We start from the raw sequence: 25,005 nt of genomic DNA, 5'->3' as shown, positions 1-25,005 counted from the left end.
CTTTTATCCAAGCTCGGGCGCGCTGCCAGGTAATACTGCTGTGTGAGGTATGTACCACCCGTACCGTGAGAGGTTGTTTGTGTAGGGAAAATAAAATATTTCATCAATGGGAAAAATCATGTCCACTTTTCGAATTCTTACAGCAATATCGATCAGTCTTTGGTTAGCTGCGCTAACGGGATGTGCAACCACCACCTCGGGTGGTGCGGTCGGCGCGAACCGCTCTCAACTGATGCTGATATCTTCAGAGCAACTGGAGCAAACGGCCGCACAAGGTTATACCAAGCTGAAATCGGACGCAACGCAACAAGGTGCGTTGAACAAGGATCCGAAACTGCTGCAGCGGGTGCAGGCAATAGCCCGCCGTATCGAACCGCAGACTGGTGTATTCCGCAAGGATGCCCCCGGGTGGAAGTGGGAGGTCAATATCATAGACAGCAAGGAACTCAATGCCTTTTGCATGCCTGGCGGCAAGATCATGTTTTATTCCGGACTGATCAATCAGCTTCAACTCAACGATGCGGAAATTGCAGTGGTGATGGGGCATGAAATCGCCCACGCCTTGCGTGAACATTCACGTGAGCAGGTGTCGCAGGCAATCGCGGCGCAGACCGCGATGGGTCTGGGCGCCGCGGCATTTGGGCTCAGCCAGAATGCCACCACTCTCGCCAACGTCGGTTATCAGGCCCTGGTCGCAACGCATTTTAGCCGTACCGACGAGGCCGAGGCAGACCGCATCGGGCTGGAATTGACCGCACGTGCAGGCTATAACCCGCGCGCCGGTGTTACGTTGTGGCAAAAAATGATGAATGCCAACAGTGGCGGCCAGCTTCCCGAATTCCTGAGCAGCCATCCTACGGACTCGAGCCGAGTCCAGCAGATTGAATCGTTGTTACCGAGCGTCATGCCCCTCTATGAAGCCACGCTTCACTGAAGCTGAACCGTCTCGTTGGTCCAGTGGAAGATTATGCGTTTAATCCTCTTGCAAGATCAGCCTGGATATCCTTTACCGCTTCGAGTCCCACCGCGATGCGCAATAAACCTTCGGTGATCCCGGCGGCATCCCGACTTTCCTGACTGATACGGGCATGAGTGGTGGTGGCGGGATGGGTGAGCGTACTCTTGGCATCCCCCAGGTTGGCGGTGATCGAAATCAATCGAACGGAGTCCACTACCCGCCATGCCGCTTCTCTTCCATTTTTCAACTCGAATGAAACGATTCCACCACCGGTTTTCTGTTGGCGTCTGGCAAGCTCGTGCTGGGGGTGTGAGGGCAAACCCGGGTAGTGAACCCGCGCCACACCGGGCTGCGCTTCCAGCCAGCAAGCGATCTGCATGGCATTTGCAGAATGCGCATCCATGCGCAGCTTCAGGGTTTCCATTCCCTTTAAAATAACCCAGGCGTTGAAAGGGCTCAAACTCGGCCCCGCGGTACGCAGAAAGCCAAAAATTCCGCCTTCCATCACCAGGTCGCGCTTCCCCAGTACGGCGCCACCTAAAACTCTACCCTGCCCTTCGAGATACTTGGTGGCGGAGTGAACCACAAGATCGGCGCCCAGATCCAGCGGTCGCTGCAGCGCGGGCGAACAAAAGCAATTATCGACCGCAAGCCATGCGCCGGCTTTTTTTGCCACGTGTGCGAGTGCGGCGATGTCCGAGACTTCAGTCAACGGATTTGACGGCGTTTCGATAAACATGAGTTTTGTGGTGGGTTTTACCGCCGCTTCCCAGGCTGCGACATCGGTGGCGGAAACAAACGTCGTTTCGATATTGAAGCGCTTGAGGATATTATTGAACAGACTCACGGTTGCACCGAAAAGACTGCGCGACGCGATGACATGATCGCCGGCGGAGAGCAGCCCCATCACGCAGGCAAGTATGGCTGACATCCCCGAAGAAGTGGCAACACATGCTTCTGCGCCTTCAAGCGCGGCAAGCCGCTCTTCGAAAGCCGTAACCGTGGGGTTGGTGAATCGCGAGTAAATATTTCCGGATTCCGCACCCGAAAAGCGCGCCGCAGCCTGGGCTGCGCTGTCAAATACAAAACTCGAAGTCAGGTACAAGGCCTCCGAGTGTTCATTGAATTGACTACGGTGAATACCGGTGTGTAACGCCAGGGTTTCCAGCTCAAAATCATCAGACATGCTTAACTCCCAAAAAAAACCCGTTCAGCATTCGCTAAAACGGGTTTCCCGCTTTAGCCGAATTTATAATGCGCCCGCAAGCTGAATATCAAATCGGCGCTACAGTCAAATTACGCCCGATAACTGTTTTTGTCAAATCTCCATTAATCGATCGCCACCAGGTTCAAATCCAGCTGCGTACTGGACCGTGAGCGAGACAAGGGCGCGCCGCCATCACGCTGCGCCTCCAGTAAAGCGAGATACTCCGGCGTAACATCGCCGGTGATGTAGCGCCCATCGAAACAGGACGTTTCATAATGCGTAATCGATGGATTGACGCGGCATACATCTTTGACGAGCGAATCGAGATCCTGATAAACGAGGTGGTCGGCACCGATCTCGTGGCAGATCTCGTCTTCATTCCGCCCGGTAGCGATGAGCTCGCGGCGCGTCGGCATATCAATTCCATAAACGTTGGGAAATCTCACCGGTGGCGCGGCCGAAGCAAAAAATACCTTATGGGCGCCGGCCTCCTGCGCCATTTGCACAATTTCGAGGCTGGTGGTGCCACGCACAATCGAATCGTCTACCAGCAGTACATTTTTACCGCGAAATTCCACACTCATTGCATTGAGTTTTTGTCGAACGGATTTGCGCCTCTGCTGCTGGCCCGGCATGATAAAAGTACGCCCGATATAGCGGTTCTTTACGAAACCTTCGCGAAAGCTCACGCCAAGGCGATTAGCGAGCTGCAAAGCACTGGGGCGACTGGAGTCCGGGATCGGAATCACCACATCGATATCCAGATGACGCATGGTTGCGGCGATCTTGTCAGCCAGGCTCTCGCCCATGTTAAGACGCGTTTCATATACTGAGATACCATCCATGACGGAATCCGGGCGCGCCATATAGACATACTCGAAAATACACGGATTCTGCGTGGGATTGGCGGCACATTGCTTATTGTGGAAATTACCGTTCTCGTCGATAAAAATTGCTTCGCCGGGGGCGACATCGCGCACCAGCTTAAACCCTAATGTATCGAGCGCCACACTTTCGGACGCCACCAGGTATTCCATCCCATGCTCGGTTTCAGCAGAGCCGAACACCAATGGACGGATGCCGTAAGGGTCGCGAAAAGCGAGCAATCCATAACCCGAGATCATTGCCACCACTGCATAAGCACCTCGACAGCGCCGATGTACGCCGGACACTGCGTCAAAAATAGCGGCAAGGTCGAGCTGGTGGTTTTTCGTACTTCTTTGCAACTCATGGGCGAGTACGTTGAGAAGCACTTCCGAATCGGAACTGGTATTGACGTGGCGCAAATCTTCACGAAACAACTCATCATTGAGTTGGGCTGCATTCGTGAGATTGCCGTTGTGCCCAAGTACGATTCCGAACGGGGAGTTCACATAGAACGGCTGTGCCTCAGCCGACGATTCAGCGGAGCCAGCGGTGGGATATCTCACATGACCAATGCCCATGTTACCAAGCAAAGCACGCATGTTGCGGGTACGGAACACATCGCGGACCAGGCCGCCACCCTTGTGCATGTGGAAAGTATTACCTTGGGCAGTAACGATGCCGGCTGCATCCTGTCCGCGGTGCTGGAGTACCAGCAAGCCGTCGTACAGCAACTGGTTGACGGCTGTTTGTGCGACTAAGCCCAGAATTCCACACATGACCACACTCCGCAAAGATGGCTTTGATTTTGATTAAAACTGTACAAAAGGTTTATCCGGATATGGACGAATGGAATTGCCGAGCGCTGTATTATACCGACAGGCTGCTAGTCACTGTCCGCGCTTTAATTTCACATAATTGATACGCGTGGACAAATCTGGCGGCAACCATGGTATTACCAACATTGCCGCTGTCTCCAGCGGTTTGCTGAGCAAGGCCTTTTGCCAGAACGGCTCTTGCGGCAGCGCAGTGAATCCCGCTGCCAGCACAACCAATAACACTACCAGCAACCCTCGTATAAAACCGAACAACGAACCAAAAAAACGATCTGCAAACCCCAATCCCACACTTTTTACCAACGCTGAGACCAGCATGGCGATCAGGCTCATCGCCAGCAGCACCGACAGGAATAATGCAGCGAATGCCAGCAACATACGCAATGTTTCGCCGGCGATACCGGATGGCAGCATGGGCGCGAACCCTGCTGAAAATGAGTTTGCCACCATGAATGCGACGATCCAGCCCGCCAGCGACAATGATTCGCGCACCACGCCTCGTATCACACTCAGCAAAATGGATACAACAAGTATGGCAAGAACGCAGTAATCGAAAATAGTCATTCGTAAACAGGAACGAAATTACAGAAGGGCAATTTTCCTGTGCGGTAATGGTTCCATCATCCTACTTCTCCGCGACTACGCCATCGAATCCAAGTTTCTTCAGTTTCTCACGCGTACGCTCCGCCTCCTCACGCGTATCAAACGGTCCTACCCGAACACGCGTTATCTCGCCCTTTTCAGTGCCGCTGTCGACCTTCAGTGTTTCCGTATAGGCCTTGGACCTGCTGTCCTTCGATGTCACGCTCTGCAGCTGCTGCCTAGCTTTGCCCGGATCGGAAAAAGCGCCCAATTGCACTACGAATACAGTAGCGGCAGTGGCAGGAACGGTAGCTTTTGCATTTCCCGTTCCCGATTCACCTTTGGAATCCATGCTGTTCGCCGCCGGTTTCTCTATCGATTCATTCGCGGCTTGGGCAGGCTTTACTGATGGCTCGGAGACTACCGGCTCTTCCTGACCTATTCCGGTTTCCAATTTTTCTGGAACAGTCCTGGCCGGTGCTTCTGTACGAAGGGCGACCTCGGGTGCGAGCTCTTCCACCGAGTCTTCAGATGGTATGCGAATGTCAATTTCGTGACTTCTCTGCTCCGGTTTGCTATCGAGCACCATCGGCAGAATGACAACCGCAGTGACCACCAGTGTAATTGCGCCGACGAGACGTCTTCTGGCGCGTTTCCTTAGCTGAATCTCTTCTTCGCTGACGGTCTTTGCCATTCGTCTCTGTTTGATTCTAACCGTGCTCAACCGCGTTCCGGTACCGCAACACTTCGGCCACGGTATGGAATGAGCCAAAAACACAGATTCTATCATTTACGGTTGCGTGCTCACAGGCAAATGCATATGCTGCGGCCGGGTCCGGAAAACTCTGAATTGTCTCCTCACCCACACCTGCCTCCTTCAGAGCCCGCGCCACGTCACCAGCTGCAGCCCCACGTGGCATATCGATGCTCGCTGTCAGCCATACATCGACTTTTGCCGCAAGTGCCCGCGCCACACCGGCAATATCCTTATCTTTGAGCATTGCAAATACCGCATAAGTCTTTTGATGGCGGCCCATGCTGTCGAGGCCGGTAGCCAAGGCGCGCGCGGCGCCCGGATTGTGTGCCACATCCAGTACCGTCACAGGACGGCCGGGTAACACCTGAAACCGGCCTGGCCAGACAACTTCCAATAGTCCCTGGCGTACATCGCCCATGGTAATCGGCAAGCTATCCTTTACCGCATCCAGCGCAGCAAGACAGGCGCTGGCGTTGCGCAACTGATAAGCGCCCCGCAATGCCGGGTAGGGCAGCGAATGACGCTTGCCCCCATTTCCCCAGAAACTCCATCCGGTTGCGCTGGTCGAGTAACCGAAGTGCTCGCCGATGTGCATCAAATTCGCGCCAATCGCTTCTGCGTGAAGCCGTACGGTCTCGGGAATATCCGGTTCCGAGCAAATAGCAGTCTTTCCGTTTCTGAAAATTCCGGCCTTCTCAAATCCAATTTCCTCCCGAGTGGTACCCAGATAATCCATATGATCGAAGTCAACACTGGTGATAACCGCACAATCAGCATCAAAAATATTGACTGCGTCCAACCGGCCGCCCAGTCCCACTTCCATGATCGCGACTTCCACTTCGGCCTGTTTGAATAGTTGCATTGCGGCCAGTGTGCCAAACTCAAAATAGGTCAGAGGAATACCGCTGTCAAGCCGGGCCGATTCCACTATTTGAAAAGCATTACATAACTCGTCATCGCTGGCTTCCTTTCGGTTCACCCGCACGCGCTCGTTATAACGCAGCAAGTGCGGAGAAGTGTAACAGCCAACGCGATACCCGGCGCGGGTAAGAATCGCCTCCATCATGGCACATGTCGACCCTTTGCCGTTAGTGCCCCCGACCGTGATGATGGGAAAGGAACATGCAAGATTCAAGCCCGCCTTCACCCGATTTATCCTGTCCAGTCCCATCTCGATGGACTTCGGATGGATACGTTCAAGCCAGTTCAGCCAATCGGAAAGCGTTCTGGATTTTGTATCGGGTTTGCTCATTACTATCTTGCGCCACCCGGCATGAACATCATGACGACATGATCAGGTGAGCCAAAGATCAAGTTGCCGGCGGAGAAACGCGCATCAGCAGCGAACATAGGTTGGCAACCTTATCGCGCATGAGCCGGCGATCTACAATCATGTCTATAGCACCGTGTTCCAGCAGGAATTCGGCACGTTGAAACCCTTCCGGCAGGGTTTGCCGCACAGTCTGCTCGATAACGCGCGGCCCTGCGAATCCGATCAATGCTCCTGGCTCGGCGATTACCACGTCACCGATGAAGGCAAAACTGGCCGACACCCCACCCATGGTGGGGTCTGTCAATACCGAGATGAAAGGTAGCCGCTCCTGGCTCAGTTGAGTCAGAACCGCTGTTGTTTTAGCCATCTGCATCAATGACAGCAAGCCTTCCTGCATGCGCGCGCCGCCACTGGCGGCGAAGCATACAAAAGCCACATGTTGCTCGACGCATGTTTGCACCGCACGCACGAAGCGCTCACCTACCGCCGAGCCCATCGAGCCCCCCATGAAACCGAATTCGAATGCCGCTGCAACCAGGGGTACGGTTTTGACGCTGCCCTGCATGACCACGAGGGCGTCATTTTCATCCGTATCTCTTTTCGCTTCCGATAACCTGTCGATATAACGCTTGTTATCCTTGAATTTAAGCGGGTCAAGCGATTGCACTTCCGCGCCGATCTCATGACGGCCTTCGGCATCCAGGAATAAATCAAGACGCACCCGGGCAGAAATGCGGTTGTGATGATTGCACTTGGGGCAGACATTTAGATTGTTACCCAGATCAGAGTAATAAAGCACTGCTTCGCAAGATGCGCACTTGCTCCACAATCCCTCAGGCACGGCCTTTTTTTCGCCGCTTACCTTGCGTTTTATTTTTGGGGGAAGAAGTTTCTGGAACCAGCTCATAAATTAGTTTAAATGATGGATGATGCGTGTTCAGCGCTGGCTTCGTCGATGGCGGCACGGAGATTTTTTACCAAGCCGTATACGTTCGTTAATAAATTCTCCCTGGTTGAATTTTCTATTTCTTCAATGATGCGGCTACCTATCACGACAGCGTCGGCAAGGCCCGCCACGGCTTTGGCCGTTGCGCCGTCGCGTATGCCGAAACCGACGCCAATGGGAATGGAGATGCGGGTGCGCAACTGAACCAGTTTGTTGGCGACATCGCGGAGATCGAGACTTAATGCACCGGTTACGCCTTTTAGCGAAACATAATATATGTATCCCCGCGCCAGCTCCGCTACCCGCTCGACGCGCACTTGCGGAGTAGTGGGGGAAAGCAGGAAAATCGCATCTATTTGCTGGCGTTCAAGATTGCTTACCCATTCCCGGGACTCTTCCGGTGGATAATCCACTACCAGCACGCCATCTATCCCGCATTTTTTTGCTCCCACCGCGAATTTCTCGTAGCCCATCGATTCTATCGGGTTGGCATAACCCATCAGTACAACCGGTGTGTATGTATCGGTTTTCCTGAATTCCTCCACCATTGTCAGCACATCCTTCAGACCTACACCATGCTTGAGCGCGCGCTCCGAAGACCGCTGTATGGTCGGCCCGTCCGCCATGGGGTCCGAAAACGGGACGCCCAGTTCGATGATGTCGGCGCCTGCCTTTACCAGCTCATGCATCAATGGAACCATCATCGCGGGCTCGGGGTCGCCAGCAGTGATGAAAGGAATCAGTGCTTTTCTTTTTTTCTGGAGCAGGTTGCCGAATACGGTAGCGATACGAGACATGTATGATGATTTCAGAAGGTTATATTGGAAGCCTGCGCTACAGTGGCCATATCTTTGTCCCCACGTCCGGACAGGTTCACCAGCAGCAGCTTATCCTTGCCAAGCGAGGGCGCGAGCTGGGCGGCATAAGCCAGCGCATGACTGGATTCCAGCGCCGGTATGATGCCTTCGTAATGACACAGTGAATGGAACGCCTCCAGCGCCTGGTCGTCGGTAATGGCGATATATTCAGCACGATTGCTGTCCTTGAGCCAGGCGTGCTCGGGGCCGACGCCAGGATAATCCAGCCCGGCTGAAATAGAGTGGGTCTCGACAATCTGACCGTTCTCATCCTGGATCAGATAGGTGCGATTTCCGTGCAATACGCCGGATCTTCCCATCGTCAGGGAAGCCGCATGCTGCCCACTCTCAATTCCGCGTCCCGCCGCTTCCACGCCGACCATCCTTACATTACTTTCTATATAAGGATAAAAAAGGCCGATAGCATTTGACCCGCCACCCACGCAGGCAATCAACGCATCCGGCTGCCGCCCGTATTCCTCTTGCATCTGTACAATTGCTTCACGCCCGATTATTGCCTGGAAGTCGCGTACCATCATCGGATAGGGATGCGGTCCCGCTACGGTGCCAATAATATAGAATGTATCTTCGATGTTGGTTACCCAGTCGCGCATGGCTTCATTCAGGGCGTCCTTCAATGTTCGCGAACCTGATTCGACCGGTATGACTGTTGCTCCCAGGAGCTTCATCCGATAAACATTGGCGGCCTGGCGTTCCACATCGACGGAGCCCATGTAAACGACACATTCCATGCCATAGCGCGCGGCGACTGTAGCGCTGGCTACACCGTGCTGGCCCGCGCCGGTCTCGGCGATCACGCGCGATTTCCCCATGCGCCTGGCCAGGAGCGCCTGCCCGATAGCATTGTTGATCTTGTGCGCCCCGGTATGATTCAGGTCTTCACGCTTCAGCAGAATCTGCGCACCTCCCAGATGTGCCGACCATCTTCTGGCATGATAGATGGGGCTGGGCCGCCCCACATAATGCTTTAACTCGTAAGCAAATTCCGCCTGAAAGTCGGTATCACTACGATAATGCTCGTACTGAACGCGCAAATCTTCCAGCGCTGCAATAAGTGTTTCAGCGACAAAAATGCCGCCATATGGACCAAAATGTCCATGGCTATCCGGAAGATCATAAACTTTCACTGGTTCGAACTCCTCGCATGAAAGCGGAAATTTTTTCCACGTCCTTGATACCTTTGGCGCTTTCCACGCCACTTGATACATCTACTGCCCAAGGCTGTGCCTGCTGGATCGCACTGGCAACATTACCCGAGTGCAGTCCTCCCGAAAGAATCAGGGGCAGCGGCAATTCCCGAGGAATCAGACGCCAGTCAAATGCATGGCCTGTGCCGCCCGGCTCACCTTCGACATAGGTATCCAGCAACAATCCGCTGGCCCCGGTATAACGGGTGGCGTATTGTAGCAAATCTACGCTCGCCCTGACTCGCATCGCCTTTATATAAGGCTGCGAAAATTGCCGACAAAACCCGGGGTCTTCATTGCCATGAAATTGCAGCAAATTCAGGCTGGCTACAGAAAATGTTTCTTCCACCCAATCCGGATCAGGATCGACATAGACACCCACCGCTGTAATGAATGGCGGTAGCGCGGCAATAATTTCCTGCGCTTTTGCCGGTGTCACATAACGCGCACTTTTCTTCCAGAATACAAACCCAATGGCGTTGGCACCAAAACGCACTGCTGCCAGCGCATCCTCCACACGCGTTATACCGCAAATTTTTACTTTGGTAGACATACTTGTAATTTCTTCTTTCCCTTTCGCTGAGTTTTGTTCGCCACCATCGGGTCCGCGACCCAGACGGCTAGCGGGGCCTGCTCGTCCTTGGCAATACCGCGGCAAGCGGTGGTTCGACAAAAGACGGCAACTTCCATTTGGCATCATAGGTAATACCCGCCAGGTATAATCCGGCAGCGGAAAAAGTCGGCGCCGCATCGCTACGCTTACCGCTTTCAAGCAGCGCGCCTATCCATTCAGGTGGATATTTGCGCTTTCCCACATATATCAGGCAACCGACGATATTGCGCACCATGTGATGCAAAAACGCATTGGCGCGCAGTTCGAATGCGATGGTGTCGCCCAACCGGATAATTTCCAGTTTCGTCAGAGTGCGTACGGGAGATTTTGCCTGGCATTCTGCCGCCCTGAAAGCGCTGAAATCATGCTCTCCCAGCAGCGTCTGCGCGGCGGCCTGCATGGGTTCAATATCAAGAGTCTGATGAAACCAGCCGATATTGCCTTGGTAAAGCCCTGGGCGCGCCGGATGATTCAATAGGAGATAGAGGTAACAGCGCTCGATGGCACAGTAGCGCGCATGGAAATCGTCCGCAATCTCGGATGCCCATAATATTGCGATGCTATCCGGTAATAGCGCGTTAGCCCCGCGAACCCAAGCTCCCATGGGCCGCTCTGCCTGCGTATCGAAATGCACTACCTGATACGCGGCGTGAACGCCGGCATCGGTGCGTCCGGCGGTTACTACTCGAACATCCCTGCATGCGATTCTGGATAACGCGGCTTCCACCGCATCCTGGACCGAACCGCCCGATCGCTGGCTTTGCCAGCCACAAAAACTGCTGCCATCGTACTCCAGCACCAATGCAATTCTCACCGCACGGACACCTGTGCGCCTATTTTTATCGTAGCGCCCACATGCCACTTGAACAGAGATTCATTAAGCAAATTTTGCGGAAGAAGCAGAAGAATTGAACATATGAATGAAAAGGGCAGTCCGGTAATAATCCAGCTTGTTTATGAGTTATTCCTGGTTTCGTCAAGCGACCTGTGCTTTGCTGCAGCACCCTCCTTCATTGCATAGAGCCCACGCTGGGCACTTGGCTCTTTTCCGCCTGCCTCGTCGCCCACGATCCCACCGATATTGTTTCTGATGTATGCGCTCCCATTCCCGCTTTCTTCACCTTTGAAAGCTTTAAAGTCTCACGGGAAAGCTCCTGGGCCGGAATAATATCTACCTCAACAGCGGGTTCAATCCTTCCACCGACCGTTTGCTTCAGTTCCTCGGTCGCTCCTTCTCTATCCGCAAACCTCCGCCGGTACCAATTCGCGGTCTGTGCTTTCACCTCCCGATTGGCTTCTGCTTGGGTTATCGCACCGATTTCACTATTGTCCGGTATCCTTAATATAGGTCCTGTCTTGAGCTGATTCATATTATTGCCGAAGAAAGCGTCGCAATTTGCGCGATGCAACGCGACCAGCATCTGATTCAAGCTCACCCCAGCGGGAAAAACGATATTTTTCGCTATTCTGACTAAAGTATCGCCCTGCTTTACCGGACCATAGGCAGTATGAGTCTTGCTGGCGGAATTGGACTCATCCTGTATTGGCAACTTCTCATCCTGCTTGACTGACGCATCTGATTTGCCAACGACCGATTCAGAGGGCGGATGCGCATCAATTTCGGACGGACTGGGCAGCACGGTATATTCGCGCAGTAATCGTCCCGTCGACCAATTCAGCTCAACCAACATATTGAGAAACGGTTCGGCAATGGGTTGCGGAGACATAATCCTGACGTAGGGCTGCCCGTCGGAGCGGGTTTCAATACTCGCATTAAATGTCGAAAGGACAGAAGAATAATCGATGTTGGCTTGGCGATACGTTTCTTGTGAGGCAAGACGCGCCATTAGAGAAGGTTTCTCTTCTTTCTTTACCGCAACCAGCTCGATTTCTGCTTTAAAGGAGTGTCCCTGAGCCGAATTGACGGTCAGCCTGCCCAAGCCAACTGCATATCCGGCCACCGGCAAAAAAATTGCAAATAAAAACAAACATGCTTTAGAAGTAAACTTCCGCACAGCCGTACACTCTTGAGGAGGATATATGGATAAATATCACGGGGCCGGCATTAATATTTGGCTGAAGCTTGTCTATTGTTAGTCTATTACTAACCCTCCCGCCAAGTTATACCCGAACCTCGTTTACAGGGAAGAAAATAAGTATTGCTGCGAAACGTTATCGGCATCAAACCACCAAGCGAATACCGTGAGCAGGATCGTTGAGATGATTTTCTATCGGAAAAACAGGAAAATCGCTTAAGCATGGAATTAATATAAGCCCCATTTTGCACGACTCGCATAACCCGGATGTTTCATAAATTTGCGTGCCCTCGCTGGTCTTTTGTTTCGTATGAAAATTTCGCTCAGTCGGGCGTATGAATAACTACGCCACTCTTTCACAAAATCTCCCTACAAAACAAAATCCTGCGCAATCATCACGCGAATTTATGAAACATCCGGGCTAAATCAAATTTCTTCCCGAATGAGGCAAAAGACGGTTCCGCCGAGTCTCAGGCTTGAACCAGAATTCTCAGCATCCTGCGCAAAGGTTCCGCCGCGCCCCACAATAACTGATCTCCCACCGTAAACGCCGAGAGATATTCTCCTCCCATGGCAAGCTTGCGCAGCCTCCCCACTGGAATCGTCAGTCTTCCGGTAACCGCAGCCGGGGTCAACTCTTGCAAGGTGCTCTCGCGCTCGTTCGGGATAACCCGTACCCAACTGTTGGATGCAGCAAGAATATCCTCTATCTCATCCAGCGGGACGTCCTTCTTGAGCTTGATGGTCAGCGCCTGGCTGTGGCATCGCATTGCACCGACGCGAACACAAATACCATCGACAGGTATCACCTGATCAGCGCGCCCCAGGATCTTGTTCGTCTCGGACTGGCCTTTCCATTCTTCTCTGGTCTGTCCGTTGCCCAGATCCTTGTCTATCCAGGGAATGAGGCTGCCTGCCAGCGGCACGCCGAAATTCGCGGTGGGAAAATTCCCATTGCGCAATGTCCCCGCAACCTCCCTGTCAATGTCAAGTATGCCCGCGGCCGGGTCGTCCAGCAAATTTTTCGCCACACGATGCGCTTCACCCATTTGCAGCAATAATTCCCGCATGTTCTGCGCGCCCGCGCCGGATGCGGCCTGATAAGTCATGGCGCTCATCCATTCCACCAGGTCTTCTTCGAATAATGCGCCCACAGCCATCAGCATCAAGCTGACGGTGCAATTGCCACCGATGTAATTTTTGACATCGTCGTGCAGCGCCTGCTCGATAACCGGCAGATTGACGGGGTCGAGTATGATGATTGCGTCGTCCACCATGCGCAATGTGGAGGCCGCATCGATCCAGTAACCCCGCCAGCCCGCTTCACGCAGTTTGGGGAAGATCGCGCTGGTGTAGTCTCCACCCTGGCAGGAAACAAGGATGTCCATCGACTTAAGCTGGTTTATATCATGCGCATCCTCGAGCAACGGCGTTTCCTGGCCGATATCCGGACCTTTACCGCCTTTCTGGGAAGTGGAAAAGAAAGTCGGCTCCACCAATGCAAAATCATTTTCTTCCCGCATGCGCTGCATGAGCACCGACCCTACCATGCCCCGCCAGCCAATAAACCCAACTCGTTTCATTGATCGCCTCTCTCCAGGAAACTGAACCTGGTCTCTTTCAACCATTTACCTATATATTTGCCAGGACCGCATCGCCCATTGACGCCGTGCCGACCTTTTTCGTTCCCGCCTCGTAGATGTCTTCAGTGCGATACCCCTGAGCCAGGACTTTCTTTACCGCACTCTCAATGCGGGAGGCAGCCGCTTCCTGGTCGAACGTATAGCGCAGCATCATCGCCACCGACAATATTGTTGCCAGGGGATTCGCCACGTCTTTGCCGGCAATGTCGGGAGCGGAACCATGTATGGGCTCATAAAGGCCCTTGTTTCTGTCGTCCAGCGAGGCCGATGGCAGCATGCCGATCGAACCGGTCAGCATGGAAGCTTCATCCGACAGGATATCGCCGAACATGTTGCCCGTCACCATCACATCGAACTGCCGAGGATTGCGCACCAACTGCATAGCGGCATTATCCACCAGCATGTGCGAGAGTTCCACGTCCGGATAATCTTTCGCTGTCTCGGTCACCACGTCGCGCCATAGTTGGGTGCATTCGAGCACATTCATCTTGTCCACCGAGCAAAGGCTGCGACGACGTTTACGCGCCGCCTGAAAAGCCACCCGGGCAATTCTGCGAATCTCGGTTTCGCTGTAGATCATGGTATTGTAACCAACACGCTGGCCGTCGCGACATTCAATGCCCCGCGGCTCGCCGAAATAGATATCGCCCGTCAATTCACGCACGATGAGAATATCCAGGCCCGCCACCACTTCGGGTTTTAGCGTCGAAGCATTGGCAAGCTCAGGATACAGTATCGCGGGGCGCAGGTTGGCAAACAGATTCAGCGCCTTTCGAATACTGAGCAAACCCCGTTCCGGCCGCAGGTGACGCGGCAGCGTGTCAAATTGGGGACCTCCAACGGCACCCAGGATCACGGCATCCGCACCGGCCACAAGATTGCGTGTCGCTTCCGGAAACGGCTCACCAGTTGCTTCTACGGCACAACCACCCAATAAACCCGGTTCCAGCTCAAACTTTAACCCGTCGCTTCTTAATGCTTCCAGCACTCGCACAGCCTGGGCGATAATTTCCGGGCCGATACCGTCTCCAGCCAGGATTGCAATTTTCATAAAATCCTTCGTTTAAACCGGAAGAAAAATTATCCTAAATCCGGTAGTTGGACGGGGGGAAGTGTACGGTTTTTGGGGTACAGGGCAAGGCGCAACGACGCGGAATGGTCATTCCATTCCAAGGAGTTGCAACGCAGCCATGTGCCGCAAAAACCGTACACTTCCCCCCGTAGCGGCCTCACCCACAAGGTGAGCGTCAAATAATATTTGATATTGTTATTAATCATGACACTGATCTATTAAATGAGCGGTCAACTACCGGATTCAGGATCATGTAAACAACCAGGGCTGTGCAGCCCGGTGCTTCTCTTCAAAGGCCTTGATCTTGTCCATATGTTGCAAAGTCAGACCAATTTCATCCAGGCCATTCAATAAAGTATGTTTACGGAAGGGATCGATATCGAAAGAGAAGGATTTACCGCTGGGCGTCGTTACCGATTGATGCTGCAAGTCAACCCGCAACCGATAGCCGGCAGTGGCCTCTACCTCCGAGAACAACTGATCCACGTCAGCCGTATCGAGCACAATGGGAAGCAGGCCGATCTTGAAACAGTTGTTGAAAAAAATATCAGCGAAACTGGGCGCGATGACCACTTGAAAGCCATAGTCCTGAAGCGCCCACGGCGCGTGTTCGCGGCTCGAACCACAGCCGAAATTTGAGCGCGCAAGCAGTATTTGCGCACCCTGGTAGCGCGCCAGGTTGAGTATGAAATCCGGATTGGGCTTGCGCCGGGCGGCATCCATACCCGGTTCGCCGTGATCCAGATAACGCCACTCGTCAAACAGGTTCTGCCCGAAACCAGACCGTTTGATGGATTTCAGAAATTGCTTGGGAATGATGGCGTCGGTATCGACATTAGCGCGATCAAGCGGCGCCACCAATCCGTCGCAGAAAACAAATTTTTTCACGAGCCAATAACTCTATCTATTGCGCCTGTTTTTGTATCGCTTCACCACCACTCTGGAGATCCTTACCGAAGCCTTGCATGGTATTACATGCAGACAGACCGAAGACAGCGATCAAGGCAACCATCATTGAAAACGTTCTCATTGCAACTCCCGTTTTGTAGTAAAAAAAGAACCCGTTTTTATTGCCCCGGAATTTTAATATATTTCCCGTACATCGACAAAATGTCCCGCTACCGCAGCGGCTGCCGCCATGGCCGGGCTCACCAGATGAGTGCGCCCCCCCGACCCCTGCCGGCCCTCGAAATTGCGATTGGAAGTAGAAGCACAACGCTCGCCAGATTCAAGCCGGTCATCGTTCATCGCGAGGCACATCGAGCAACCCGGTTCCCGCCATTCAAAGCCGGCGTCAAGAAATATCCGGTCCAGCCCTTCCTGTTCCGCCTGCCGCTTTACCAGGCCCGAACCCGGCACCACCATCGCAAGCTTGATGCTCGCGGCAATACGCCTCCCTTTCACCACCTTCGCCGCAGCCCGCAGATCTTCAATGCGCGCATTTGTGCAGGAACCGATGAATATCTTATCCGGACGAATTTCGCTGATCGGGGTGTTGGGAGCAAGTCCCATATACTTCAGCGCATGCTCCATATCGTGGCGCTTCACGCTATCGGTAATTCGCGAAGGATCAGGCACCTTTCCGTCGATAGCCGCCACCATTTCGGGAGACGTTCCCCAGGTTATCTGTGGCTTGATCTGTGCCGCATCCAGCGATATCGTCTTGTCGAAGCTTGCACCGTCGTCGCTTTTCAGCGTGCGCCAGTAAACCACGGCTCTGTCCCACAAATCACCTTTTGGTGCAAAAGGCCGCCCCCTGAGATAGTCGATAGTAGTATCGTCCACCCCTACCATGCCTGCGCGCGCCCCCGCCTCGATAGCCATGTTGCAAAGCGTCATCCGTGCCTCCATGGAGAGTTCGCATATGGCGCTGCCGGCGAATTCGATTGCATAGCCCGTGCCGCCCGCCGTACCGATCTCACCAATAAGGGCAAGCGCGATATCCTTGGCTGTAATGCCATGACCAAGGTCGCCCTCGATTGCAACCCGCATCGTTTTTGCTTTTTTCAAAAGCAGACACTGTGTCGCGAGCACGTGCTCCACCTCCGAAGTGCCGATACCAAAGGCAAGACAGGCAAATGCACCGTGCGTACTGGTATGCGAATCACCGCATACCACCGTCATGCCGGGCAACGTGGCGCCCTGCTCCGGGCCTATTACGTGAACAATACCCTGGCGCAGGTCATTCATTCTGAATTCGGTGATGCCCAGTTCCTCGCAATTCTGGTCAAGGGTCTCTACCTGGAGACGCGAGATCGGGTCGCTGATGCCGTGGTCACGCCGGGTGGTGGGCACGTTATGATCGGCTACTGCCAGGATCGAATCCAGCCGCCAGGGCTTGCGTCCAGCCAGCTTCAATCCTTCGAATGCCTGCGGACTGGTGACTTCGTGCACAAGGTGACGGTCGATATAGAGCAAAGTCATGCCATCCGGCTTATCGGATTCCTCATGTACCACATGGCTCTGCCAGAGTTTGTCGTATAGCGTTTGCATTTCTCAGAATTCGGATTTAGGTTTAATCGAACCTCGATTCCGGTGGAATCTGAAATTATCCCATAACGGGACAGCAAGAAACAGTGACATGAGCGTTGTACCTCATTTTCCGTTACTGCTCAACGTCCATCTTCCACATTACCAATGTCAACCCAAGCAGAACAGCGGCTGCGCTCACGGTAAATGTAAGGCCCGGCCCGAGCGATTCCCAGGCATAGCCGCTGAATATTCCGCCAATCGTGCCACCGATGCCGAATGTAAGGCTGGTGTAGAGCGCTTGCCCCTTGCCTTGATGGCGCCCACGAAAGAGTCGATGCACGAACATCATGGCCGTGGCGTGGTGAGCACCGTAGGTCGCAGCATGAAGTATTTGCGCCAATAATATGATGGCCGGCCAGTCCACTCCCCAGCCGATCATCAGGAAACGCACTATCGCGCAGCTCAGGCTGAAAACCATGATCTGCTTAAGGCCGAAACGGTGCATCAACTGGGGCATCAGGAAAAAAATGCCTATTTCACAAATTACGCCGATAGCCCATAACCAACCGACCATGCTCTTGCTATAACCGTTTTCCACCAGATAAATGGAATAGAAAGTGTAATAGGGGCCATGCGCAAGCGCCATCAACAAACAGGCACCGAAAAACGCCAGCACTTCCGGACGCTTGAATATTTGTCGAATGGAGTGACTATCGGCAGCATGGACCACTATCTCGCCCTCCGGGATCTGGCGCGAAAAGATGACAATGCCCAGCTTGAATCCGAGCACTGCCCACAATAGTGCAGCAATATTTGTTGAATCAAGCAGATAGCCGACGCTTGTCACCGCAAAAATAAATCCCACTGAACCCCAGACTCGAATACGCCCATACTTTGCGGTGCTTTCACCAAGATAGGAAAGCGTGGTTGCTTCGATCAAGGGCAAAGAGGCGCTCCAGAAAAAACTTAGCAGCGCCATGGTTACGAATAGCCACGTAAACGACTCGCCGAAAAAAACCGCGCAATAACTTATCAATCCCGTAATTGCCGCCGATCGTACGATCAGCAACCGCTTGCCGGTATGATCGGCAAGCCAGCCCCAGGCAGCCGGCGCAAAAATACGCGTCACATGCAAGAGGGACATGAGTATGCCAATCTGAAAAGCACTGAACGAAAGGGATTTCAGGTAGAGGCTCCAGTAAGGAGCAAAAGCACCGATGAAAGCGAAATGGAAGAAATAAAAGCCGGAAAGGCGCCAGTAAGGGATTGGTTGCATCTGGCAGAGTTTAACAGCCTACGACGGGCAACATACTGAGCGTCAGGACCCAGGTGATCTGGTAACTATGCGAATAGTTGCCCATATATTAATGGTGTTCGAATTTATTAATGATGGAACTGAAGTAGCTGAAGATGAAGCATTTGAAGCATCAGGTTTTTATAGCAGCAGAGTATCTCGACCAGGCACAGTGAGACAGCGAATAAACATTTAATTGCGCATTCAACTGCCGGGGAGGCTGATCCCGCGGATACATTGGGCATTGAAGTTCTCTCAGAGATCACCTCGGACCAAGCGTATCCAACGAAACAAGCAGGTTCTGGATAGGTCAATCGCTGCTGAAACGAATTGCACAAGGACCAGGCATACGCTTACCAGGTCCACACTGCCCTGCCGGATAAATTCATAACGGCATTGGAGCAAGCCATTACCACGACCACGGATTATCTTGCTGAAAACCCAATGAGCATACATGGGGAAGAAGAATTGCAACGCTTCTACTTCGATGCGCTGCATTCAAAAGGTAGTGCAAGCCACAGGCCGTGTGATTCGTACCCACCTGGATCAAGGCGTCATTAACCTTATTGACGACAGGCTTACACGACCCGAGGTTCTTCGTTTATTACCGGATTGGTGGAAAGTCGAGCGATATAAAACAAAGAGGCAAGATAACCTTGCCTCTTTGACTCCAACTCAAGAAATCAAGCCGTTGCGCGATTCAGCGCCTTCGTCTTTGCCTATTATTTAGGCGTATGGTCACCATGGTCTCGTTTTTTACATGATCAGTGCCGATCCGCGCCACAGGTATTATTCTTTCGTTGTTTTTTGAGCCGGCGTCGTATAGTCCTTGGTGGACTTTGTGTCCGCGTAGCTTGTGTCAGTGTATGTCTTTGTTCCATAGTAGGCGTTAATGGTATTCTGCCAGCTCGGATCCGCCATATCGGGCCAGTTGTCCTTATCGAATCCCGGAGCGGAGTCGAGGCGTTTCTTATCCACATCGAGTATGAAACGCTTGTTCTCCGTATCCAGCTTCAACGCACTCCAGGGCACAGCAAAAAGCTTGTCGCCCATACCCATGAATCCGCCAAAAGACAATACCGCGTAAGCGATTTTGCCATTGTTCATATCCAGCATGATTTCCTTGATGTCGCCCAGATCCTCGTCTTTCCGATTGTAGACGTCCTCTCCAATGAGCGTATCGGCACCCATCAACCGAGGTCCGGGACCTTCTTTTTCGCCATCGCTTTTGTACATACCGTAAGTATCACGATCTTCATAACTCATGGTTATCTCCTGTAAAAGTGGTTTAATTCCAGGCTTTCGGTTTCGTTTTGCTTCTTAACGAGAACCTTCCTGATTTCATTCCTGACCGCTTCGATTAGCTTAAACCCAGATAATTCATTAGGTGGCTCTACGAGCCTACCCGAATGCTGGCGGTCAGTTTGCGGCCATTTTCGCCGCCATTTTGCTACCCTGCGCGGCGTCCATAGATCAAGCTATGGACTTCTCTCAACCGGCAAAACTGTCTCGCAACCTGCCTCGCCATCATCTCGCGTCCTAATGGATTATCTGGGTTAAAAAGCGATTCAGACGGGTACAGAATGCGTGAACTCCTAAAACGGGTCAGTGCGGTAACGTACAAAGATAGCCGTTGTCTGACACACCCATGAATATTCACCAACGGCAATCAGTACTGCCCACCAGCAACCGCGCCCCTATGTCTGGCAGCGCACAGAATGCATATCGGTGTTTATAGAAAATGCACAGCAGAGTTAACGAGAATTGATGAGAATTCGCATGCGTAACACATCTGCATAAAGAGGTTCACGAGTTCACGAATACCATTCCTCATAAACAATTTTAAGAGAATAGCATCGCTTTTTTGTTTAACCAGCTTTCAATCCGCGTCGATAACGACTTCAAAAAGACGAGATAACCCATGCCTGAAACTTTCAGCCAACACATCGGATCTTCGCTATCGCTCGAGCGGCCCGGGCGGTATGACGAGGTGCACAATCAGACCCTGAGGCTTGCTGAAATGCCTACCATAGGTGATCAGACAATCCAGTCCATGCCTGACTCTGGAGCATTTATTTTAACGCCGTCCATGCGTTTAGCTCGCACTGCTCCAGACGCGTCGGCATTTCTCCACACACCCGATTTACCGATGGATGATGGGGTGGGCACATGATTGCGCCTGAGCGTTTGAATCGAATCTCGACCCCCACGCTCATGCCGGGTCCGGCTCCGGCGATAGCAGGAGACGTACTCCTGGGCCTCACACGCATGCCTAAGAGGCTGCCCCCGAAGCTGCTCTACGATGCCCAGGGTTCGGCTCTATTTGAAAAAATTACCTGCTTGCCCGAGTATTACCCGACGCGAACGGAAGCCGCCATACTGATGACCCATGCCGACGAAATATGCGGCCGGCTCGGCCAGAACGTGTCCGTCAGTGAACTCGGCGCAGGGACGGCGACCAAGACGCGCATTTTGTTGCGTTCATTGTTGCGACAGCAATGCAGCGTGAATTACTTTCCGCTTGATGTATCCGACGCGGCCCTGCAGTTGGCCAAAGATGAAGTGGAAAGAGAAATGGGCGCAGTGAACGTGCATCCACAAATTGGAGATTTCGAAGACCTCGGGTTTCTGAAACGACAGCCCTCGCCGCGTCTGGTCTTGTATATCGGCTCGAGTATCGGCAATCTGGAACATGGCGAAGCCATTGCGCTGCTCCGAAATGTAGCACAGCACCTATCGAGCGGAGATCAGCTACTGCTTGGGGTAGATCTCGTCAAGGACGCGAATGTCATGCACGCGGCGTATAATGACAGCGCTGGAATAACCGCTTCGTTCAACAAGAATCTTCTCGTGAGAATCAACCGCGAACTTGGCGGCCAATTCGAACCGGATTCTTTTAGCCACGTATCTTTTTGGAACCGCAAAGCATCCCGCATCGAATTGCATCTGGAAAGCACACGTCCCCAATCAGTCAGAGTCGACGCGCTGGATACCACGTTGCAGTTCTATCAAGGTGAGCGCATCCATACGGAAAACAGCTATAAGTATACAGTTGAGCGCCTGAAAGACCTGCTCCAGCGCGGCGGCTTCGAGGTGGAACATACCTGGACCGATCCTCATTGCTGGTTCGCGGTAAGCTTGGGCGTGATAATATAAACGGCATTTTTTGGCTGTTTCCCGTTAGCGCTGTAATAAGCGCTCCGCAGTATAGCGATCAGCAAAATCAGCGTAATAAACTAGCGATGAACTTCATGATGACACCCGGCAAAAGCCGGGCAGCGAAATTGTGCGCCAATCAAGGCCGGCATTGACCATGACCATGAGGAAAATTGATGTTTGAGTGGGTGACGAGTCCCGAATCGTGGGTGGCATTGTTGACTTTAACTGCGCTGGAAATTGTTTTAGGCATAGACAACATTATTTTCATTTCGATTCTTGTCGGTCGTCTTCCTGAAGCTCAGCGTAATTTCGCAAGAAGAATGGGGCTTGGCCTGGCAATGCTTACCCGTCTTGGCTTACTGTTTTCCATTACATGGGTAATGGGTTTGACCGAACCGTGGTTTACCGTACTTGGCAATTCGGTTTCCGGCCGGGATATCGTGCTGATCGGGGGTGGGATGTTCCTGCTGTTCAAAGCGACGCATGAAATCCATAACAGCCTCGAGGGCGCAGGGGATAACGCCAAAAACATCGCCGTTACCAGCATGGGCATGGTGCTGATACAGATTGCCATCCTGGACATTGTGTTTTCGCTGGATTCGGTCATTACCGCTGTCGGGCTGGTGGAACATGTCACATTGATGGCCATTGCCATCATTCTGGCAGTGCTGGTAATGTTGATGGCGGCAAAGCCCATCGGTGATTTTGTGGAGGATCACCCGACCATCAAGATTCTTGCTCTTTCGTTCTTGATACTGGTAGGAATGACGCTCATCGTCGAGGGTTTCGATGTCCATATCCCGAAGAGCTATATTTATTTCGCGATGGCATTTTCAGTCGGTGTGGAGTTTCTCAACCTTCGAATGCGTAAAAAAACTGCGGAGACGATAAAATTGCACAGGCAGATAGATAACATCGAGTGATTGCCGAGTCTGATATGTAAGTATCGCGTATCGTTTGATCCCTATATTTTCTGCGTTTCCGTTTACGCCATCTGTTGATGTGATAACTGACCTGGCCAAATCATGTTGAATCCGGCTAGTCATTCCCTTCAGCGCAATCCATTCAAGCTCCTCGGCTTGACTGCATTAAACCCAGATAATCCATTAGGACGCGAGATGATGGCGAGGCAGGTTGCGAGACAGTTTTGCCGGTTGAGAGAAGTCCATAGCCTGGTCTATGGACGCCGCGCAGGTAGCAAAAATGGCGGCGAAAATGGCCGCAAACTGACCGCCAGCACTCGCGTAGGCTCGCAGAGCCGCCTAATGAATTATCTGGGTTAAACCCCTCCCGCTGATGCTCGATTGGCAAAACGGCCAACCGTTTTCTTCCCGCTTCGGCGACATCTATTTCTCAAGAGATTCCGGCGTGGCGGAAAAACGCCACGTTTTTCTGGAAGGCAACCGCCTGGCTGAGCGTTTTGCATCATTGCCAAGTGGGGATGGATTTGCCGTCGGCGAGACAGGGTTCGGCACGGGATTGAGTTTTTTATGTACGTGGCAGTTATTCGACGAAGTTATCCCATCCCCATCCAGATGCAGCCTGGATTTTTTCAGCGTCGAAAAATATCCGCTCACTGAGCGGGAACTGAACGACGCATTGGCACAATGGCCGGCGCTGCAAGGCTATGCCAACGAACTTATCAAGCGCTGGCGGCGCCGCGTGCCTGGCTGGAACCGGTGGAGTTTCGGCGAAGGCCGGGTACGCCTCACGCTGGTAGTGGACGACGTCGCCAAAGCGCTACCTGAAATCTGCGGCAGTATCGACGCATGGTTTCTGGATGGCTTTTCACCCGCCCGTAATCCCGAAATGTGGACTCAGCAGGTATTCCAGGGCATCGTGCAGGCCTCCCGGCCGGGTGCGACGTTAGCCACCTATACCTGCGCCGGCCATGTACGGCGCGGCCTGGAGCAAGCTGGGTTCCAGATAAGCAAATCACCCGGCTTCGGCCTGAAACGTGAAATGCTGCAAGGCCGCCTTCCTGGGTCGCCCCCCGTGCGATCCATTCCGGCAACAGCCATCGTCATCGGCGGAGGTGTGGCCGGTTGTGCCGCTGCTTCAGCGCTGGCGATGCGCGGCATCTCCGTTAAGCTGATCGAGCGATCGCCTGCGCTGGCCACAGGAGCGTCAGGCAACCCCAGCGGCATACTGCACACCCGTCTGGCTGCAGGCATGAGCTCTCTGCAACGCTTCGTCCTAGCCTCCTATGGGCATGCTCTCGCCCTGTTCGATGAAAAGCTGCCCATAGATGGCATCGTCCGCGCCGAATGCGGAGAGCTGCAACTGGCATTTTCAGCGGAAGAAGCCAAACGTATCGACAAACTGGCGGCACTCGATTGGCCGCCACATGTATTGCGGCGCGTAGATGCGGCTGAAGCATCCATGCTGGCAGGCATCGAGCTGGCATGTGGAGGGCTGTGGTTTCCCGCTGGAGGCTGGGTGGCTCCACCGCGGATGTGCGCGGCATTGGCGTCGAACCCAGCCATCGCTCACTTCACCGCCCATCGCGTCGAATCATTGACAGCGGTGGATGCCGGCTGGCGTGTGGAAGGGAAAAACCAGTGTGAACAGGCCTGGTGCCATGAGGCTCAGCTAGTGGTCGTTTGCACTGGATATGAGGTGAAATCATTCGCCCCGTTGGCAAGCTTGCCGCTGACGCCGGTACGGGGGCAAATCACTGCGTTGCCCGCGACATCGCATAGCCGTAATCTGCGAACCATCGTTTGTACCGGCGGCTACCTGCTCCCCTCAATTGCAGGCGTACATATGATGGGTGCGACGCACAGCTTCAATGATGAAGCAATTGATTTGCGCATAGCCGACCATGCCAAAAATTTATCCCGATTGACAGAAATATCCACAGTATTAGCCAGATCGATGAATACAGATTCGCTGGATATTGGGCAACTGGACGGCCGTGCATCGGTAAGAGCCTCTCTCCCCGGCGCAATGCCGCTGGTGGGAAAATTGTCGCCTGGGCTATATACCAGCCTGGGCCATGGGACTCGCGGCCTGATCAGCGCAGGACTTTCCGCCGAATTGATCGCGTCGGCATCCTGTGAACAGTTGCTGCCCCTGCCATTGGCTGTGGTTAATGCGCTTTCTCCTGTCGCAAAGCGTGCAAGGGAGGCTTCAAGCTATAGGGTCAGCCCAGCGATCGGGATAGGCTCACCGGGAATCTGAATAATCTACGTTGGGCTTGCGGCTGGCGACAGCGTGAGGTGTACT

Annotated in this window: 25 protein-coding genes; 7 read left to right on the top strand and 18 right to left on the bottom strand. The window is 53.2% G+C overall.

Annotated elements, in window-relative coordinates:
- Nucleotides 1–118 precede the first annotated feature (118 nt).
- Entirely contained in the window at nucleotides 119–934 is an 816-nt protein-coding gene (locus F822_RS12870; protein ID WP_197272827.1) for a M48 family metallopeptidase, read from the top strand.
- 31 nt (nucleotides 935–965) lie between these two features.
- On the opposite strand, the gene F822_RS12865 is transcribed toward F822_RS12870, so the two are convergent.
- The 17 genes from F822_RS12865 to F822_RS12785 all read right to left on the bottom strand — a co-directional run bounded on the left by F822_RS12865 (nucleotide 966) and on the right by F822_RS12785 (nucleotide 18,600).
- Complete coding sequence (locus tag F822_RS12865) at nucleotides 966–2,144, bottom strand: O-succinylhomoserine sulfhydrylase (protein ID WP_025041586.1); 1,179 nt, start codon at nucleotides 2,142–2,144, stop codon at nucleotides 966–968.
- Nucleotides 2,145–2,287: 143 nt separating this feature from the next.
- The gene (purF, locus tag F822_RS12860) at nucleotides 2,288–3,808 is read right to left on the bottom strand and encodes an amidophosphoribosyltransferase (protein WP_025041587.1); all 1,521 of its coding nucleotides are present in this window, start codon (nucleotides 3,806–3,808) and stop codon (nucleotides 2,288–2,290) included.
- Nucleotides 3,809–3,919: 111 nt separating this feature from the next.
- Nucleotides 3,920–4,429, bottom strand: a complete 510-nt coding sequence (locus F822_RS12855) for a CvpA family protein (protein WP_025041588.1) — start codon at nucleotides 4,427–4,429, stop codon at nucleotides 3,920–3,922.
- A gap of 61 nt (nucleotides 4,430–4,490) precedes the next feature.
- Nucleotides 4,491–5,141: an SPOR domain-containing protein gene (locus F822_RS12850; protein WP_025041589.1), complete on the bottom strand. Its 651-nt coding sequence runs from the start codon at nucleotides 5,139–5,141 to the stop codon at nucleotides 4,491–4,493.
- 16 nt (nucleotides 5,142–5,157) lie between these two features.
- Nucleotides 5,158–6,456 (bottom strand): bifunctional tetrahydrofolate synthase/dihydrofolate synthase, encoded by a 1,299-nt coding sequence (folC, locus tag F822_RS12845; RefSeq protein ID WP_025041590.1) that lies wholly within the window; start codon nucleotides 6,454–6,456, stop codon nucleotides 5,158–5,160.
- Between the two features lie 58 nt (nucleotides 6,457–6,514).
- The gene (gene accD / locus F822_RS12840; RefSeq protein ID WP_025041591.1) at nucleotides 6,515–7,384 is read right to left on the bottom strand and encodes an acetyl-CoA carboxylase, carboxyltransferase subunit beta; all 870 of its coding nucleotides are present in this window, start codon (nucleotides 7,382–7,384) and stop codon (nucleotides 6,515–6,517) included.
- Nucleotides 7,385–7,392: 8 nt separating this feature from the next.
- Nucleotides 7,393–8,220 (bottom strand): tryptophan synthase subunit alpha, encoded by an 828-nt coding sequence (gene trpA / locus F822_RS12835; RefSeq protein ID WP_036576290.1) that lies wholly within the window; start codon nucleotides 8,218–8,220, stop codon nucleotides 7,393–7,395.
- Nucleotides 8,221–8,231: 11 nt separating this feature from the next.
- Nucleotides 8,232–9,428, bottom strand: a complete 1,197-nt coding sequence (trpB, locus tag F822_RS12830; protein ID WP_025041592.1) for a tryptophan synthase subunit beta — start codon at nucleotides 9,426–9,428, stop codon at nucleotides 8,232–8,234.
- The gene (locus F822_RS12825) at nucleotides 9,415–10,041 is read right to left on the bottom strand and encodes a phosphoribosylanthranilate isomerase (RefSeq protein ID WP_025041593.1); all 627 of its coding nucleotides are present in this window, start codon (nucleotides 10,039–10,041) and stop codon (nucleotides 9,415–9,417) included. The genes trpB and F822_RS12825 overlap by 14 nt, the downstream gene beginning before the upstream one ends.
- Nucleotides 10,042–10,108: 67 nt before the next feature.
- Nucleotides 10,109–10,915, bottom strand: coding sequence for a tRNA pseudouridine(38-40) synthase TruA (gene truA, locus F822_RS12820; RefSeq protein WP_025041594.1), 807 nt, complete (start codon nucleotides 10,913–10,915; stop codon nucleotides 10,109–10,111).
- Nucleotides 10,916–11,111: 196 nt separating this feature from the next.
- Nucleotides 11,112–12,062: a type IV pilus assembly protein FimV gene (locus tag F822_RS12815; RefSeq protein ID WP_156304424.1), complete on the bottom strand. Its 951-nt coding sequence runs from the start codon at nucleotides 12,060–12,062 to the stop codon at nucleotides 11,112–11,114.
- A gap of 545 nt (nucleotides 12,063–12,607) precedes the next feature.
- Complete coding sequence (gene asd / locus F822_RS12810) at nucleotides 12,608–13,720, bottom strand: aspartate-semialdehyde dehydrogenase (protein ID WP_025041596.1); 1,113 nt, start codon at nucleotides 13,718–13,720, stop codon at nucleotides 12,608–12,610.
- Between the two features lie 49 nt (nucleotides 13,721–13,769).
- Entirely contained in the window at nucleotides 13,770–14,831 is a 1,062-nt protein-coding gene (gene leuB, locus F822_RS12805; protein ID WP_025041597.1) for a 3-isopropylmalate dehydrogenase, read from the bottom strand.
- A 270-nt stretch (nucleotides 14,832–15,101) separates the two neighbouring features.
- Nucleotides 15,102–15,740, bottom strand: a complete 639-nt coding sequence (gene leuD, locus F822_RS12800) for a 3-isopropylmalate dehydratase small subunit (protein ID WP_025041598.1) — start codon at nucleotides 15,738–15,740, stop codon at nucleotides 15,102–15,104.
- Nucleotides 15,741–15,756: 16 nt separating this feature from the next.
- Entirely contained in the window at nucleotides 15,757–15,882 is a 126-nt protein-coding gene (locus F822_RS12795) for an entericidin A/B family lipoprotein (RefSeq protein WP_025041599.1), read from the bottom strand.
- A 53-nt stretch (nucleotides 15,883–15,935) separates the two neighbouring features.
- On the bottom strand, nucleotides 15,936–17,345 hold the full coding sequence (gene leuC / locus F822_RS12790) for a 3-isopropylmalate dehydratase large subunit (protein WP_025041600.1): 1,410 nt from the start codon (nucleotides 17,343–17,345) through the stop codon (nucleotides 15,936–15,938).
- A gap of 112 nt (nucleotides 17,346–17,457) precedes the next feature.
- Nucleotides 17,458–18,600, bottom strand: a complete 1,143-nt coding sequence (locus F822_RS12785; RefSeq protein WP_025041601.1) for an MFS transporter — start codon at nucleotides 18,598–18,600, stop codon at nucleotides 17,458–17,460.
- 472 nt (nucleotides 18,601–19,072) lie between these two features.
- On the opposite strand from F822_RS12785, the gene F822_RS14975 reads away from it, so the two are divergent.
- Complete coding sequence (locus F822_RS14975) at nucleotides 19,073–19,348, top strand: helicase C-terminal domain-containing protein (protein WP_082204649.1); 276 nt, start codon at nucleotides 19,073–19,075, stop codon at nucleotides 19,346–19,348.
- 59 nt (nucleotides 19,349–19,407) lie between these two features.
- On the opposite strand, the gene F822_RS12780 is transcribed toward F822_RS14975, so the two are convergent.
- A complete protein-coding gene (locus F822_RS12780) occupies nucleotides 19,408–19,884 on the bottom strand; it encodes a PRC-barrel domain-containing protein (protein WP_025041602.1) in 477 nt (158 codons plus the stop codon).
- A gap of 655 nt (nucleotides 19,885–20,539) precedes the next feature.
- Here F822_RS12780 and F822_RS12775 point away from each other — a divergent pair.
- The 5 genes from F822_RS12775 to mnmC all read left to right on the top strand — a co-directional run bounded on the left by F822_RS12775 (nucleotide 20,540) and on the right by mnmC (nucleotide 24,960).
- Nucleotides 20,540–20,791 (top strand): hypothetical protein, encoded by a 252-nt coding sequence (locus F822_RS12775; protein WP_025041603.1) that lies wholly within the window; start codon nucleotides 20,540–20,542, stop codon nucleotides 20,789–20,791.
- Nucleotides 20,788–21,774: an L-histidine N(alpha)-methyltransferase gene (gene egtD, locus F822_RS12770; RefSeq protein ID WP_025041604.1), complete on the top strand. Its 987-nt coding sequence runs from the start codon at nucleotides 20,788–20,790 to the stop codon at nucleotides 21,772–21,774. Before F822_RS12775 ends, egtD begins: the two co-directional genes overlap by 4 nt.
- A gap of 176 nt (nucleotides 21,775–21,950) precedes the next feature.
- A complete protein-coding gene (locus F822_RS12765) occupies nucleotides 21,951–22,700 on the top strand; it encodes a TerC family protein (protein WP_025041605.1) in 750 nt (249 codons plus the stop codon).
- Between the two features lie 102 nt (nucleotides 22,701–22,802).
- Nucleotides 22,803–23,060, top strand: coding sequence for a hypothetical protein (locus F822_RS15645; protein ID WP_025041606.1), 258 nt, complete (start codon nucleotides 22,803–22,805; stop codon nucleotides 23,058–23,060).
- A gap of 13 nt (nucleotides 23,061–23,073) precedes the next feature.
- A complete protein-coding gene (gene mnmC / locus F822_RS12755) occupies nucleotides 23,074–24,960 on the top strand; it encodes a bifunctional tRNA (5-methylaminomethyl-2-thiouridine)(34)-methyltransferase MnmC2/FAD-dependent 5-carboxymethylaminomethyl-2-thiouridine(34) oxidoreductase MnmC1 (protein ID WP_025041607.1) in 1,887 nt (628 codons plus the stop codon).
- The last annotated feature ends 45 nt before the right edge of the window (nucleotides 24,961–25,005 follow it).

Source organism: Nitrosospira briensis C-128 (genome assembly GCF_000619905.2).
In the GTDB taxonomy this organism is placed as follows: domain Bacteria; phylum Pseudomonadota; class Gammaproteobacteria; order Burkholderiales; family Nitrosomonadaceae; genus Nitrosospira; species Nitrosospira briensis.
The sequence above is the reverse complement of the archived record's forward strand: the minus strand, read 5'-3'. Positions and strand labels throughout refer to the sequence as shown.

Coding starts and splice junctions, on each gene's coding strand:
- F822_RS12870 (WP_197272827.1), top strand. CDS start 119: ATGTCCACTTTTCGAATTCTTACAGCAATATCGATCAGTCTTTGGTTA.
- F822_RS12865 (WP_025041586.1), bottom strand. CDS start 2,144: ATGTCTGATGATTTTGAGCTGGAAACCCTGGCGTTACACACCGGTATT.
- purF (WP_025041587.1), bottom strand. CDS start 3,808: ATGTGTGGAATTCTGGGCTTAGTCGCACAAACAGCCGTCAACCAGTTG.
- F822_RS12855 (WP_025041588.1), bottom strand. CDS start 4,429: ATGACTATTTTCGATTACTGCGTTCTTGCCATACTTGTTGTATCCATT.
- F822_RS12850 (WP_025041589.1), bottom strand. CDS start 5,141: ATGGCAAAGACCGTCAGCGAAGAAGAGATTCAGCTAAGGAAACGCGCC.
- folC (WP_025041590.1), bottom strand. CDS start 6,456: ATGAGCAAACCCGATACAAAATCCAGAACGCTTTCCGATTGGCTGAAC.
- accD (WP_025041591.1), bottom strand. CDS start 7,384: ATGAGCTGGTTCCAGAAACTTCTTCCCCCAAAAATAAAACGCAAGGTA.
- trpA (WP_036576290.1), bottom strand. CDS start 8,220: ATGTCTCGTATCGCTACCGTATTCGGCAACCTGCTCCAGAAAAAAAGA.
- F822_RS12825 (WP_025041593.1), bottom strand. CDS start 10,041: ATGTCTACCAAAGTAAAAATTTGCGGTATAACGCGTGTGGAGGATGCG.
- asd (WP_025041596.1), bottom strand. CDS start 13,720: ATGAAACGAGTTGGGTTTATTGGCTGGCGGGGCATGGTAGGGTCGGTG.
- leuB (WP_025041597.1), bottom strand. CDS start 14,831: ATGAAAATTGCAATCCTGGCTGGAGACGGTATCGGCCCGGAAATTATC.
- F822_RS12795 (WP_025041599.1), bottom strand. CDS start 15,882: ATGAGAACGTTTTCAATGATGGTTGCCTTGATCGCTGTCTTCGGTCTG.
- leuC (WP_025041600.1), bottom strand. CDS start 17,345: ATGCAAACGCTATACGACAAACTCTGGCAGAGCCATGTGGTACATGAG.
- F822_RS12785 (WP_025041601.1), bottom strand. CDS start 18,600: ATGCAACCAATCCCTTACTGGCGCCTTTCCGGCTTTTATTTCTTCCAT.
- F822_RS14975 (WP_082204649.1), top strand. CDS start 19,073: ATGGGGAAGAAGAATTGCAACGCTTCTACTTCGATGCGCTGCATTCAA.
- F822_RS12780 (WP_025041602.1), bottom strand. CDS start 19,884: ATGAGTTATGAAGATCGTGATACTTACGGTATGTACAAAAGCGATGGC.
- F822_RS12775 (WP_025041603.1), top strand. CDS start 20,540: ATGCCTGAAACTTTCAGCCAACACATCGGATCTTCGCTATCGCTCGAG.
- egtD (WP_025041604.1), top strand. CDS start 20,788: ATGATTGCGCCTGAGCGTTTGAATCGAATCTCGACCCCCACGCTCATG.
- F822_RS12765 (WP_025041605.1), top strand. CDS start 21,951: ATGTTTGAGTGGGTGACGAGTCCCGAATCGTGGGTGGCATTGTTGACT.
- F822_RS15645 (WP_025041606.1), top strand. CDS start 22,803: ATGTTGAATCCGGCTAGTCATTCCCTTCAGCGCAATCCATTCAAGCTC.
- mnmC (WP_025041607.1), top strand. CDS start 23,074: ATGCTCGATTGGCAAAACGGCCAACCGTTTTCTTCCCGCTTCGGCGAC.